The sequence below is a fragment of the Paenibacillus sp. FSL H7-0737 genome (genome assembly GCF_000758545.1).
Classification (GTDB): Bacteria; Bacillota; Bacilli; order Paenibacillales; family Paenibacillaceae; genus Paenibacillus_AQ.
In genome coordinates this window covers 2,054,876-2,069,046 of record NZ_CP009279.1, presented here as the reverse complement: position 1 = coordinate 2,069,046, position 14,171 = coordinate 2,054,876, and the positions used below count along the sequence as shown (strand labels likewise).

Below are 14,171 nucleotides of genomic sequence, written 5' to 3'. Positions count from 1 at the left end.
AGCATGCAGATATCCTCTATCTACGACACTGATGCTAAAAAGTGGAAATCGCGGCTAACCGGACTGCTTGAGTTTATAAGAGAGCATGGGGAGCGTCGGATTACAAACCAGGCTTGCAAGGTAATGGCCCGATTAACTCCAGAACAGTTGTCAGAGCCGGGTGTCTCGCTGCTTGTCGCCACCGTACGCGGTCAGAATGGGCGCCAGCTAGCAGGAGTAAGCTTCGTATCCGGTTTCGGTGAAGAGGCCTGTCTCGTTGCCGTGCATCCCTTATACCGAAATAGGCATACCGGCACCGCCCTTATGGCCGCCCAGTTAAAGCGTTTAGGCCGTCTGGAATGCAGTGTTGCCAGCGATAATACAGCCAGTCTGAAAATGTGTTTCAATGTTGGTCTTGCCGCAGTGGCGCTTTCTAGTGGCCCTACTGGCAAGCCAACTTTATTGATCCGGTCACCACAGAATACCGTCAGTACTACAAACTCTCCACAAGAAGGTGAACTCCTGTGCCAGAGCCCGTCTTAGGCATTCTTACTTTGTATATAAATGAAGCCAAGCAGCTTGAAGAAAAGGCCGTGTACCGGAGAATGATCATTGAGGGTAATCGAATGGGCTTGGATGTTTTTGTGTTTACCCCCATGGATGTCCATCCCAGCAAAGAGCAGATCCATGCCCTAGTCTTTGATCCAAAGAGCGGGAAATGGTCACGCAAATGGCGTTCCTTCCCGAACATGATTTATGACCGTTGCCGTATCCAGCGCAGCACGCGCTTTCAACAGTTGCTTCGTTTCCGTGAACGCTATAAACATCTGCTGTTTCTGAATCGTCCACTGCGCAACAAATGGACCATTCACCAAACGTTCTCACAAAAGAGTCGCTTCCGGCAGCATATGCCAGAAACATTACTATATAACTCCTCTGCGGATCTGCACCGAATGTTAAAGCAGAGCCCGGTCCTCTATATCAAGCCTGCAAACGGCACAGGTGGACGCGGGATCCTTAGAATTGAGCGGGTAAAGAACAGTAAAGGGGTATTTGATATTCAGGGCCGCCGCCAAGATCGCCGGATTATTCCACCCCGAAAGGTCTCTGCCTCCCGATTGGATTCCATCGTTCGACAATGGTGTATTGGTGGACGTTTCCTCGTCCAACAGGGGATTCCACTACGTTTGCCTGGCGGACGTTTCCATGATTACCGCATGCTCGTTCAAAAGAATGGGCAAGGCGTCTGGGAACTGACAGGTATGGCAGCAAGGGTCGGTGCGGCGCGAAGCGTAACCTCCAATCTTCATGGCGGTGGGCACGCCGTTCGAGCTGAAACGCTCCTGAAGGAATGGCTGGGTAGTCAAGATAAAACCGATAAGGTTATGAAAACTGCCGAAAGGTTAGGTCTTGATGCCGCTGCCTTCCTGGAAGAAAGTTTCGGAGCCTTATGTGAACTTGCACTGGATCTTGCCATTGATCGAGAAGGAAAAATCTATGTGCTGGAGGTTAATCCAAAGCCTGCACGTGAAGTGTTTGCCCGATCAGGGGACGGCAACACCTATCGCAAAGCACTAGTGCGACCTTTAGAATATGCGTTATGGCTATATAATAACAAAGGTGCCCCAACCACAGCTAAGACTACTGAGGAATAAATTGATACTCAACAACAAAAGCAGCGGCTTCCCAACTTGGGCAACCGCTGCTTTTGTTAAAAATAGGAATTAATAAATTCACTGCTACAATTAAGGATTTATGATTCCCGACTGAATCAGAAGTCTTCTTACTGCAGCGGCTGCCTCGGCACGAGTAATATTCTCGTTAGGCGCCAGCCGCTCATTTCTACCTACAATGATGCCGGCAGAAAGATTCATTTTCACGTCTTTTTCTGCCCATTTGGCAATCGATTTCGAATCCGTAAAAGACTGAAGCAGCTCTAAATACTGCTCTTCACTGCGGGTAGATACTAGCTTGGTAATTTTCATCGCTCTACTGACGATGGTCATCGCTTCTTGTCGCGTGATGCTGTTATTCGGTCTGAATGTATCGTCAGGATAACCAGCAATTAGACCATTCTCTATCGCAACTTCCATTTCCCGTTCATACCAGACATGTGCCGGGACATCACTGAAGGATACAGACCGCTCATCATAATTGACAATTCCCAAAGCTCTGACCATCATAGCCGTGAATTCCGCTCTGGTGATTGCGCGCTGCGGCTCATAGACCGTATCGCTCGTGCCATTCGCAACGAGCCTGGAGCCCATAACATTAACATCCTGTTTGCTCCAATGCCGCTCAACATCCTGGAACTCTTCCGGATTCCAGATTAATCCGAAGACTCCGCTCTCGAGGCTGTTAATGCGCGCATAGTAACGTCCATTCTCTATATTCACATAAGTTGGCTGATGATAAATCTCACCATCCTTGTAGAGAACACCTGTTGTAATCTTCATTCCTTCCGGTACCGGCAACGTATATTCTCCCCAACCTTGACTTGAAACGGATCGGGTCTGATTTTTATACGATGCTTCGATATAGAACTTGACAGGTTGACCTACAGGCTGTACCTGCTCCCTCTTGGCTGCCAGTTTGAATCCTTCAATGTAACTCTGATCGGCTGTGGTTAATCCTACACGAATCACAATGTCTTTTGGATTCATATGTTCTTGTCCAAATAGCTTCTGGATTTTATCCAGACTTACATTACCAGAATTCAGCTTGATAGTACCTAAGTCGGTTTCAACCTTAATCACTCCATCCTGATCCTGCAGCTCCTTCAACTTCTCGCCAGTCAGTTCAGTACTTCTGGTGTCTGCTGGTACCGGTACAGGAGCAGTGCTGACAACAATCGGGTTGCCGGAGTGCTGAGAGTCGTCCGATTTCTTATCTGCGATTTGAATCATTTGGAAAATACTGAATTTATCAATCTGGAACTCTGCAAATTCCGGTTCACCTTTAGCGGTGTATCCAATCCGGAGAGGAGAATACACTACAATGTCTCCGTCACTATGCTCAACATAGATTCTCAGACTATCCAGGAAGGCATCTCTGGCAACGGAGCTCTGAACAGGAATCTTGTCAGTCAGCTCAGACAGCGGAATCCGGATATACGTATTGATCCCACTGTAGTTAGTCTCAATCCCCCGCGGTATTCCCTGAACTTTAACGGTCTGGTTATTGGCTAGTATAAGCTTCGTAGTACCAATATTAACGGCGTTCGTCTGGAAGGTCTGCTGTTCCTTTAAATTCCGTACCGGTACAATTCTGAAATACAAGTCTGTACCGGCAGCTTCAAGCTGCTTGATACTTGCTTCATCCAAATGAATGGATGCCAGACTGGTGACGATATCCAATGCAATGTTGCGCCCTGCAAGGGTCAATATGGCCGATGCCGGAATTTCTATGGCAATCTCATCCGCATGTTCAGAAGGATCGTCCACGTGACTTATGGTCAGGCTTCGATTCACCAGATCTGGATCATTTGGATTCACAGCTTCCACCAAATTAAACATTTGATTGTCGTCCACAATGATTGTATCGATCTTAGTCCCATCCGACATATTCGTTCTTAGAATGTTGATACCTTGCTGCAACGGCTTGCCATCGTTATTAATAGACAACTCTGCCTGTCTGGAGGTCACTTGACGGATAGCTCCGTCCTTCGCCACTCCTAGCGCCTTGACAATCAGCAGATATTTTTTGGTCGCAGTTTTGCCATTTCGGCTAAAGGTTGCTGTCAGAATGACGTTGGTCTCTTCATTTTTCCGGTTAACCTTGCCTTTAGCTTGATCAACGTTCTGATCAATTCCGATTACTGCCGGGTGATTAGAGGCCCATGTAATATCAGTGTTGTACTTTCCAGTCTGCAGCAGCAGGAAGCCTTCAGTTACACTTTCCCAAATGTCACCTTCTGCAAAGACTGCGGCATCGTCTATCTTCAAACTTCTAGCTGCCTCGTCCACTGCTTCTTGATCACTCAGCTTTTTGACGATGACCGTAAACGTCTTGACTCTAAATTCGCCCGGCTTGTCGTGATCGGCAAGCCGCACGGTAAGCACTATCTTTACATCCTCTTCTTCCGGACCCGGTCTGCTGACCCGGCCAGTGTTCGAGATGATGTCAGGATTACTAGATGTCCAAGTCAGTAAGGAACCCGTATCTCCTTTAGTCGTCAAAAATAAATTTTTCTTTACAGAATTCTCGGAATCTCCTGGTGCGTATACAATATTCGCATTAAGTTCATCCTTGGGAAGATCAACCAGACTTGTTCCCTTAACCGTGATGTAGAAGTCCTTTTCATGAAAGAAGCCATCCTTCGTTACCCGGGCGGTCAATCTGACAATCGTATCTTTCAATGGTCGCTGGATTTCTCCTGTGTTACTGACAATATCGCTTCTATGGCTGGTCCATACTACTTTGGAATCATAGAAGCCATTCGAGATCAGCTGGATATTTTGCGTTACGCTGTTTACCGAATCCGGATTGGTATAGCCAATTCTCAACATACCGATTTCTTCGGCCAATTGTTCATTAATATCTGCAATCTTTGCCTTAACAATAAGGATGAACTCTTTCTTAAAGGTGACTTCACCCTTGCTTATCACTGCGGTCAGGGTTACCGTCTGGTCCCCTTCCAGATAACCAGGACGCGTTACCTTGCCGTCTGTATCAATCACTTTCTTATCCGACGCACTCCAGGTAATGCCGCTACCGTTGCTGCCTTTTGTCAGCAGTTTCAGCAGCGTCTTCACATCCTCCTGGCGCTCATTTTCGGCCCGGATCATCTTCCAGGTCAACCCTGCCAGGTCTTCGCTTACGGCTTCCGCGTCATTCATCGGCTGCTTGATGACTGTCACAACGAATTCCTTGGTCTGAACAGCTTTACCCTTGCTTACTGTCGCAGTCAAGGTTACATTCTGGTCCCCTTCCAGATAACCAGGACGCGTTACCTTGCCATCTGTGCCGATGACTTCATTATTCGAAGTACTCCAGGTAATGCTGCTGCCGTTGCTGCCTTTTGTCAGCAGTTTCAGCAGCGTCTTCACGTCTTTCTGGCTTTCATTATCGGCCCGAATCATCTCCCAGGTTAACCGATCTAAATCTTCAGCAACCGACTGTTCATCGGTTCCCGCTTCTTTTTTGACAATAAGAATAAAGGTCTTCGTCTGGACAGAAGAACCGTTCTTGAATTCCGCTGTTAATGTAACCTCTTGATCCCCTTTCTCGAATGAGGGTCTAGTAACAGTACCGTCAGGCGAGATGACCGCTTCATTCGTAGATTTCCAGATAATCTTACTTCCGTAAGTCCCCTTCTCAGTAAGATATACATCCGAGGTGACAGACTCTTGCTGGATATTCTCTTCCCGGATCGTGTCCCAGGTAAGATCAGTCATATCCCTAACAATTAGAGAAGTTGCATCCGGCACCTGCAAATCGAAATTATTTGAGGTGAGTGATGCTGCAGCGTCAATGACAATTGCAGGATCAACTGTGACCGAAGCAAATGCGGAAGCATCGGATTTCTTCGTTGCCTGCCCCGTAAAGTGGACTTCGAGTATAGTGTCACTGATGCGCACCACAGTGAAGTCCAGTCCCTCCGGTAGGTTATTGATCGTTACACCAGTGTTAACCTCTTCGGTAAATCTGCCGTTCTTCAGGGTTACCCTCAAGGTCTCCTCGACCGAGCCGTCGCCCGCATCATGGAGAACATCTGGAGAAGCCGAAATGGACGGCGGCGGAGAACGGAATAGGACCGAGAAGGTAGTTGACGGGATTCCCGCGACCGTCACCTCCGCATTATTTATACTATCCGTGATTTCGTGGCTGTTTGCATGTCCGGCAATAGATAAGGTTATTTGGGTAGGATTGTCAATCGTAATATCGCCTATTTCCAACCCATCCGGCCAATTCACCGCGTATACTGAATCTCTAACGGATGCATCAAAGATTCCGTTCTTGAGCTCCAGAACCAGTGCATCGGCAATGCTGCCATCATTAAGATCGGATTCATAAACAGGTGAGTGAGCGACCAGAAAAGGCTCCTTGTCCTTAAAATCAATCTTAAACGTATTAGTGCTTAGAGATTTCGGACTTCCGACAAGCTTATCAGCCGCTACCGTTACGTAGGCATTGTATACGTCCTCCGTCTCCATTGCGATGCCGTCAAAGCCGATTTGAAGCTCCTTATCAGAGATTCTCTTCAATGTCGCGCTTAGCCCGTCAGGAAGATTTCGAATCTCGATATCATTTGAACCAATATCCGAAGCAAATTTGCCGCCGGTAACGGACAACAGCAATGTCTCGGAAATCTGCCCACTACCGTATACCGCTTCCGAGACAATGCCTTTATCCAAGCTCAGCATAGCTGGATCAATAAAGGTAAGACTGAAGGTCTTGGTTGTTAAATCAGCGGAAGTCCCGATCAGATTCTCTTTGCCGACTGTCACAGACAAGTTATCTACACTAAATTCCTTACTGTGGTTTACCGCTGCACCGGTCAGCTTGAAGTTGAGCTCGTTCTCACTCAACCGGGTCACCTCAAAGCCCAGTCCGGCGGGCAGGTTGTTGATCCGAATATGGTTCACGTCAATCGGATCGGTAAGGGTAGCTCCAAGGATGTTGACCTTCTGGTTGCCCTTCACCGTACCATCATTGGCCTCCGTCTCAGTCAGAGGGCCGCTGCCCTCATCCAGCTCGATTTCCGCGAGAACCTCTTTGAAGTCCCGCTCGTCTAGACTGGTGTAGTAGGTGAAGCTCTTGCTCTCACTTGGAGCCAGAGCGCCCGAATCCCAGGTCATCGTGATACCCGTATCAGCCACCACTTCCTGATTTTTAGACTTCGGACTGTCATACGCCTCAAAGGCATAAGGATCTACATTGGTAAATCCGAATACGGATGCCTTGGCCTGCGGATTGCTTGAGTAGAAGAAGATAGGTGCTCTCGAACTAAATGCTTTAAAGAGCGGGTCTGCGTCCGAATTGGTCTTCGCTTCAACGACAGCAACGCCATCCTCCTCTACGGTATGAGTTACCCTATTAGCCGTTGCATATGATCCGCCCTGGTCTACCGTATTATCCGGATCCATTGAACGCATATACCGAGCTCCATCCCAGGTCTGGTCGGAGAGATTCTTAATGGTAACGTCATTACGGTAGAACTTGTAATCTTCTTTAAAGCTTATAACCTGCTTAATTTCCATTGTTCCGTCCCATGTAGAGACGATAGTCGCACTCAGGAGCCCTTTATCCTCCTGCGAGGTATTCAATACCGTAGTCGGCATTTGCTTGGTGTTCATCACAGCTGAATTGGATTTCGCATATGTATTTCCACCCACCTTATAGCCTACCGCGAACCGTTCCTCGGGAGTCCCAGGCAAATAATAATCCACGGGCAGATCCAAGCCAGTGCCATACCCGTCATGATCCGCACTCATGCCAAGATTATTTCTACTGCTTGTTCCGCGGAAGTTCGCGGGTTTATTGCCCTCAGTGCCGAAATCGCCCCAGTTGCTGATTCCAAGCTCTATATATCTCCCTCCCAGGAATAGCTCAGACCCGCCTAATCCGCCATATTCGGCCCTTGCCCCCGCTGAACCTGCAGCCGCGTTTCCTGTTGCAGGTGCAACAGGAAGCATGGACAATACCAAAGACAACACCAACATTATCGAAAACAGCTTATACCTCTTCATTGTCCACTCTCCATTCCTCATAGTAGTTTTACTGCCTTCACTTTTCCGGTGTATGAAAAATGATGGCAGGAGACTGCGAATGTTTACAGCCTGCCACCTCCAATGGGGGAACTTGCTAACAGGCAGGATGTCCAATTCGCGCCAATCTTTCAGTTTGAGCACCTACACTCCTCCTTTTAGAGAATGATGTAGTTTCATAAAACCAAATCAATCTCACAAAAAACTCACAAAAACTCGATTGGTGTCGAGATATTTTCCAGCAGCACAAAAAAAGCAGAGCGAACGATGGCTCGTTGGCGCTCTGCCTGCATAGGTTATGAAAATTGCCGAAAGGTTAGGTCTTGATGCCACTGCCTTCCTGGAAGATTCTGATGTTCTGAGGAACTTATATTAGAAAAACTCGTTGTATTGAAGATTTTGATTAGCTCAGCCAAGGCGTTAGAAAAAAGAAGAGCATAGTGGTACCCACACAAATATGGAGCAAGAGCTGTAAGTCCTTTTCTAATAGATGTTTTATAAACAAAAGATAGCTCACGATACACAATAAAAAAACAGCAATATAAAAAAACAAGGAATCATAATGAGTAACTATAAATAAGTCTCCGCCACCAATAGAAAAGACTATACCTATTACTAAAAACCACATGCCCACTCCAAGTGCAGCGCTTAAAGCAATAAAAAGGAAGCTCATTATCATTTTTCATACTCCTTTAACATGCTTCTCGATTCCTTATCATCACATAGGAATAACCCCTTTCCATGATCTATCGGATCATCCCCTTTGTTTATGTATATCTTTTTAGCTTTGAGCTATTCCTGCATCTGCATTTAGAACCTTAACATTAAAAAGGCAACCCTCTGCCTAGATGAGGTTTGCCTTTTATTCGTTTACCAAATATAAATCGCGATATTCCTATTCGCTAACCGATGCGTTGTCGTACAAGTCTATCAACTCATCAAAGGAAGTGATAATTACATCGGAGCCCTTCAGCTCATCCTGACGGCCAAAACCTGCATACGCACAGCCGATGACGGTTTGAGCATTTCCCTTACCTGCCTCCACATCGGACGAGCGATCGCCTACCATCCAGGCACTCTTGATTCCATGATTGTCCAGCAAAATGCGTAGCAATTCTGTCTTCGTCGCAGTGCCTTGACCACCGGCACTATACAATCCTTCAAATAACTCTTTAAGCTCATGCACCACAACTATACTGTGAATGTATTCCTCCAGCCCATTACTAGCCACAAACAACCGTACTCCACGCTCTTTTAGGGCAGTCAGTGTTTCGACCACCTGAGGATACAGTAACGTCCCACCTGCTTCAAGTCCTTCGACCTCAAGCTGCAATAGCAGCTCATCTGCACGGCGGTGCACCGCCTCATCGGCATCAGGCATAACCTTCTTCCAAATATCTGCCAGCAGCATCCCTAAGCCGCTTAGAATAAGCTCTTCAGGCGGTGTTGGTCCTGAGTATAATCCCTCTTCCCGCAAAATATCGAACATTTTATGATATGCAGGTAATAAAAGACTTTCAGTCTGGAACAGTGTTCCATCCATATCAAAAACAATCGCTTCCGGCTTGTTCAACTCCGAGTGAACCGCGTTCAGTTCTGTTCCTTGTACCTCATTACTCATCTGTTGTTCCTCCCCATTCTCTTTTGCTTCAGGTAAGCACATTCATCTGCACGAAATTTCCAGTACAAGCCCTATGATATATGATATCACTTCGGAATGTCCATGCTCTCCACTTTTCTTGTTGCAGTTTATATTTCAACATGTTATATTACAACCTGTAATATAACATGTTGAAATATAAAGGAGAGATAACCATGTCACGTCCATTAATCATGCGCTTCCTCAAGCAGCCCGCTACCATCGTCGGGATTATAACTGCACTGTTATTCCAAGTCTTTTTCAGCTTAATCTGGATTACAGGGTATGACCATGTAACTGATCGGGTAGATCGGTTGCCGATTGCTATTGTGAATGAGGATGGTGCGAATGCTCAGCCTGTAGTCGATGGCATTACCCAGTCCCTTCAGTTCGTAACCAGACAGGACCTTCCACTACAAGCTGCCAAGGAAGCCCTTGAGCATAGAGAAATCCGCATGATTATCAATATTCCACAAGGGTTCACCGGAGCGGTTAGTAATCCATCCGGAAAGACTGAACTCCGTTACCTCATAAATGAATCTAATCCGCAAATGGTTAGCAATGTTATGCAGACTGTAGCCCTTAAAGTCACGGCTGCCATGAACACACAAAGCAGTAATACAACACTAAACCAAACCCTCGAAGCTATGAAGCTGCCACAAGCACAAGCAGAGATCATCAAAAGTGCGGCAAGCAGCCGAATCTCCGCAAACGTTGAAGTCATCCATCCTACAACTAATTTTGCACAAACTATGGTTCCGTTAATGATTGTTACGGCCTCCTTTACCGGAGCTATGCTACTCGCCATGAATCTGCAAAAAGCTTCTTCCAACTTATCGGGTCAATTTGGTAAATGGGATCGCTTTGGAGCCCGGTTTGCCATTATGGGTGCAACGGCTGTACTAACCTCTCTAGTGGGGACTATCATGGTTAACTCACTCGGGATCCACTCCAACCATGGCTTTCTGCTCATGTGGCTGTTCGAATTCATTGTGATTCTCTCCTGCATGATTCTTGCACAGTTCAGTCTGCTGCTACTCGGCGACGCTGGTGCATGGCTAAATATCGCACTTCTTTCCATACAAATGTTAGCTTCCGGAGCAACGATTCCTCGTGATGTGCTTTCTCCTTTTTATAGCTGGATCGGTCCCTTCTCACCTGCTTACTACGCGGTAAATGGCATGCTCGACCTAGTTATCGGAGGCAATGGTGTATGGAAAGATATGTTCTATCTACTCTGCATTGGTGCAGCAATAGCTGGATTAAGCATTATCCTAACCTTCATTCGCAAGGAAACTCAGTTATCACAAGAACAAGAGCCCGTACCAGCAAATGCATAATTATTTAGTTTGCCTCCTTGGTTATGCCTTTTCAAATTGAGAGCGAAATGCAGTTGTGATATGGTAGGAGGTGAAAGAGAGGAGCGACAATGATTCATGAATATACAAGATGTCATTCTAGGGATATTAAGTGAAAAACCTCATTCGGGTTATGAGATAAAACGGCATTTCGAGGAATACTTTTCTTTTTTCTTTGATGCCAGCTACGGCACCATCTACCCAACCCTGAGCAAGATGGAGAAGCTGGACCTAATCACCAAAGAATCCATACGGCAGGAAGGCAAACCTGACAAAAATGTATTTACCATTACCCGTGCCGGCTTGGATCAGTTCCATGCTTACTTGCAAACACCGGCTGAAAAGGAAGTTCTGCGTTCAGACTTTTTTATGCATCTGTATTTCGGAGATAAGACCGATAAAGAGAACATAGATAATCTACTTCGGCAAGCATTGATAGAAAAGCAGGCAATGTACGACGATCTTGATCAGAAATTAAAGCAACTAGATTGCAAACTGTCCCCTTACCAGAAGCTGTGTATGGAATTGGGCCTAGTGCAATATGAAGCCTTTATCAAAAAGATTCAAAGTGTGCTGGAGTCTGAATAAGGATCGTGTGGGCAGTAGATTTCCTATTTTTCTAGGGGATTTGCTGCTTTTTTTGTTGTGCTATCATAAAAAAGAACCGGCAGCATGCACAAATTGTGCTTGCTGTACCGGTTCTTTTTTAGCAAAAATGTGTAATCTATCGACTACACTCTGTCAAAGCTAGAAATCAGCTCATCGAGAACATCTTTGCTTACCATTTTACCTTTGAAATTGATGAGGTTCTCTGCGCTTCCGGAGAAGATACAAGTTGGCTCGTATTTTCTAAGAATAATTTTCTCTCCATCTACAAAAATCTCGAGCGGGTCTTTTATGTCAATTCCCATCGTTCTACGTAGTTCAATAGGAATTACGATACGTCCCAATTCATCTACTTTTCTTACTATGCCTGTCGCTTTCATCATCGTACATCCTCCCTTAAATTCACATTAATAATCATTTTTGCTAAAAGCTATGTAGGCTTCTAAGTGATAGTAATGATTACGCTATACTCTAATATTAAAGTGCTATTCATTCCCTGTCAATTTTATTTCTACAAAATATGATATTTATCGACAATTATTCGACAAAAATATGTACACTTTCGACAAAATGCTGTAAAGCGATCCAAATTATTTGTCTTGAAATTAATAAATATCCAACATTGCGATTACAAATCAGCTTGAAGAGTATCCCAATTGATACCCTCATTTACCCAATACATCAAGTCTGGAAACACTCCGACGTATATCAGAGCAAAAAAACGTTTAGTAGAGTTAATACAGACTATTTATGCTTTATGCATCTACTTTTTTCGACAATCAAGCTTTCTACTATGTACTGATTTAATATAAGTATTACATATTATTAATAGAAAGATCAAATATTGGATAAATTTAGTATAATTAATTGAATTTAATTACAAAAAAAACCGACCAGTGATCTCTGGTCGATCTATTCTATCGTTATAATGGTTTCTCCGTAACCCTGCCATTCGCATCAATAATTGCATTATAAGATAGGCTATTCATTAGCTTGATCGTCTTCTTATTATAAGAATCGTCCATGAAGTTCGGCTGTCCACCAATAATTTTGACTGGCGTAATCTTACTAGTCACCTTGGCCTCATTAATCTCAAAATTCACCAGCATCGAGTGAAGCGTCTTTTCTCCACCACGTGTTGAACGATTAAACACAAAGTTTCCAAGTGAATAATAGATCGGTTTATTTTTGTAGTATTCGATGCCCATCAGGCAATGGCTGTGTGCGCCGAGTATGATATCTGCACCACTATCAATCATCTGTTTGGCTAGCGTGCGGGCGTATTGTTCAGGATAATCCTTAAACTCTTCATTCCAGTGAATGTACACAATCGTGTAATCATTCTCCTTTGACATCTTCTGAATAGCCGTAAGCATAGGCTGCGAGGTGTACGCTGAGGCAGCTCCCGGTTTATTGTTGCCGGCATACCAAGAAGGGCCTGAAAGCACTCGACTTACACCTAAGATAGCGATCTTCTTCCCCTTTACCGTCCTTGTATACGGTTTGAACGCTTCCTCTACATTTTTACCAGCTCCTGTATGGCCAATCTTGTTTCGATCCAGATGCACCAATGTATCGAGCATAGCGTCTGTTCCGAAATCTAAAATGTGATTATTAGCCAAAGAAACGCCGTCAATCCCAGCATAGGTTAAGCCACTAAGCACTGCTGGTTTAGACCTAAAGGCAAAGGTTTTCTCTGCTGCCTTCCCTCGAATAGACACTGGCGTTTCCAGATTCGCGAAGGCGATATCTGCCTTTTGCAAGGTAGGTGCGACTTTCACAAACGGAAAGTTCACTCCGTATTTCGCGATCTGATCACCCACAAAACCGTCCAAGAGAATATCACCAGCAAAAGCAAGTCTGATAGGTTCTGAAGATGGCGAAGCTGCACTAGATGCAATCGTCGAAGGGAGAATCAGTGATAATAGAAGTGTAGTAAGTAGCATGCTGCGCAGTACATTCGACCCTAATCTCAAAAAATACAGCCTCCTATCCTCATTATGGAATCTATAATAGCTATTATTCTAGCTTACTGGAAATAGATTACTAATTTAAGGGTAAGAAGACCTGTTATGCCTTTGATTTTTTCAAAACAGCCCGGAAGCATTGTAACCCACCCCACAAATCTGTGGACACAGCATCTACAGGCAACTCAAAATCCGTCTCCCCCCAATATTGAAATCCAGCTTGCAGCAGCAAATCATTCATGAGATTTAAGTTTACCGTTGGGTAATCAAACGTTAGCACGAGCAGCCCTTCTTCGTTCAACGTTCGGTGAAATTCCCGTAAAGTGCCGACCGTATCCTCTAAGGTCAAATGCTCCAGCACTGATATGCAAAAAATAGTGTCAAAGCTCTCATCCTCATATGGAAGAGCCGCAAGATTGGCCTGAGCAAGATGCAAGTTGTTCGTTCTTCTAGCTATAACCTGCTTTGCCGCTTTTTCCCCGATCTCATCTGTAATCGCATCTAGGATGTCCTCCCGGTAAATAACCCTGCTGTCCATATCGCAAGCATAAACCTCTGCACATACCCCAGCTAAATAAAATTTCAAGGGATGAGGAATTCCACAAGCAGCATCCAGCACCACACCATGTGGAGAAATAAAGTTAATACACCACTCATATTCAAAGGGACGGCTCCACCAGGATTCTGGCAAATCATAAATTAACTTCTCACGGCTTGCATCTGAGTTTACAAAAAAACGCGAGACAAAGGGATGTGTTGGCATGGCCAGGACTCCTTTTTAACGGAATTTAAGGTAGTGAGAGTATATTCATGATTTGCTGATTCATTCCATAACCTTACATTGAGCTAGACAAACCCAAAAAAAACGGCTGCTCCCTTAGGAACAGACCGTCTTTAAATATTAACCGTACAA

General features: G+C 45.1%; 10 protein-coding genes. 4 read left to right on the top strand and 6 right to left on the bottom strand.

Annotation, left to right across the window (positions count from 1 at the left end; translation table 11 throughout):
• Positions 1–3 precede the first annotated feature (3 nt).
• Together H70737_RS08855 and H70737_RS08850 are read left to right on the top strand one after the other, a co-directional pair.
• Positions 4–522, top strand: a complete 519-nt coding sequence (locus tag H70737_RS08855; protein ID WP_042186473.1) for a GNAT family N-acetyltransferase — start codon at positions 4–6, stop codon at positions 520–522.
• Positions 504–1,634, top strand: coding sequence for a YheC/YheD family endospore coat-associated protein (locus H70737_RS08850; protein ID WP_042186470.1), 1,131 nt, complete (start codon positions 504–506; stop codon positions 1,632–1,634). The genes H70737_RS08855 and H70737_RS08850 overlap by 19 nt, the downstream gene beginning before the upstream one ends.
• Before the next feature lie 90 nt (positions 1,635–1,724).
• Here H70737_RS08850 and H70737_RS29715 read toward each other — a convergent pair whose 3' ends face one another.
• From H70737_RS29715 to H70737_RS08835, 3 genes are all read right to left on the bottom strand, one after another.
• Positions 1,725–7,832: an S-layer homology domain-containing protein gene (locus H70737_RS29715; RefSeq protein WP_081951072.1), complete on the bottom strand. Its 6,108-nt coding sequence runs from the start codon at positions 7,830–7,832 to the stop codon at positions 1,725–1,727.
• Between the two features lie 259 nt (positions 7,833–8,091).
• Positions 8,092–8,367, bottom strand: a complete 276-nt coding sequence (locus H70737_RS08840; RefSeq protein ID WP_042186467.1) for a hypothetical protein — start codon at positions 8,365–8,367, stop codon at positions 8,092–8,094.
• 216 nt (positions 8,368–8,583) lie between these two features.
• Positions 8,584–9,309 carry an HAD family hydrolase gene (locus tag H70737_RS08835; protein WP_042186464.1) on the bottom strand — a complete coding sequence of 242 codons (726 nt, stop codon included), beginning with the start codon at positions 9,307–9,309 and terminating at the stop codon, positions 8,584–8,586.
• 194 nt (positions 9,310–9,503) lie between these two features.
• Here H70737_RS08835 and H70737_RS08830 point away from each other — a divergent pair, with 194 nt between their 5' ends.
• Positions 9,504–10,667, top strand: coding sequence for a YhgE/Pip domain-containing protein (locus tag H70737_RS08830; RefSeq protein ID WP_052404214.1), 1,164 nt, complete (start codon positions 9,504–9,506; stop codon positions 10,665–10,667).
• Between the two features lie 96 nt (positions 10,668–10,763).
• Positions 10,764–11,273 (top strand): PadR family transcriptional regulator, encoded by a 510-nt coding sequence (locus tag H70737_RS08825; RefSeq protein WP_042186461.1) that lies wholly within the window; start codon positions 10,764–10,766, stop codon positions 11,271–11,273.
• 143 nt (positions 11,274–11,416) lie between these two features.
• Here the strand turns inward: H70737_RS08825 and H70737_RS08820 are convergent, their stop codons facing one another.
• The 3 genes from H70737_RS08820 to H70737_RS08810 form a co-directional block, all read right to left on the bottom strand.
• Complete coding sequence (locus H70737_RS08820) at positions 11,417–11,674, bottom strand: AbrB/MazE/SpoVT family DNA-binding domain-containing protein (RefSeq protein ID WP_042125931.1); 258 nt, start codon at positions 11,672–11,674, stop codon at positions 11,417–11,419.
• A 540-nt stretch (positions 11,675–12,214) separates the two neighbouring features.
• Complete coding sequence (locus tag H70737_RS08815; protein ID WP_042193538.1) at positions 12,215–13,237, bottom strand: CapA family protein; 1,023 nt, start codon at positions 13,235–13,237, stop codon at positions 12,215–12,217.
• Positions 13,238–13,361: 124 nt separating this feature from the next.
• Positions 13,362–14,021 carry a class I SAM-dependent methyltransferase gene (locus tag H70737_RS08810; RefSeq protein WP_042186460.1) on the bottom strand — a complete coding sequence of 220 codons (660 nt, stop codon included), beginning with the start codon at positions 14,019–14,021 and terminating at the stop codon, positions 13,362–13,364.
• Positions 14,022–14,171 lie beyond the last annotated feature (150 nt).

Excerpts from the sequence above, each read along its gene's own strand:
- H70737_RS08815 (WP_042193538.1), bottom strand. The coding sequence starts at position 13,237 with ATGCTACTTACTACACTTCTATTATCACTGATTCTCCCTTCGACGATT.
- H70737_RS08820 (WP_042125931.1), bottom strand. The coding sequence starts at position 11,674 with ATGATGAAAGCGACAGGCATAGTAAGAAAAGTAGATGAATTGGGACGT.
- H70737_RS08835 (WP_042186464.1), bottom strand. The coding sequence starts at position 9,309 with ATGAGTAATGAGGTACAAGGAACAGAACTGAACGCGGTTCACTCGGAG.
- H70737_RS08855 (WP_042186473.1), top strand. The coding sequence starts at position 4 with ATGCAGATATCCTCTATCTACGACACTGATGCTAAAAAGTGGAAATCG.
- H70737_RS08840 (WP_042186467.1), bottom strand. The coding sequence starts at position 8,367 with ATGATAATGAGCTTCCTTTTTATTGCTTTAAGCGCTGCACTTGGAGTG.
- H70737_RS08810 (WP_042186460.1), bottom strand. The coding sequence starts at position 14,021 with ATGCCAACACATCCCTTTGTCTCGCGTTTTTTTGTAAACTCAGATGCA.
- H70737_RS08825 (WP_042186461.1), top strand. The coding sequence starts at position 10,764 with ATGAATATACAAGATGTCATTCTAGGGATATTAAGTGAAAAACCTCAT.
- H70737_RS08830 (WP_052404214.1), top strand. The coding sequence starts at position 9,504 with ATGTCACGTCCATTAATCATGCGCTTCCTCAAGCAGCCCGCTACCATC.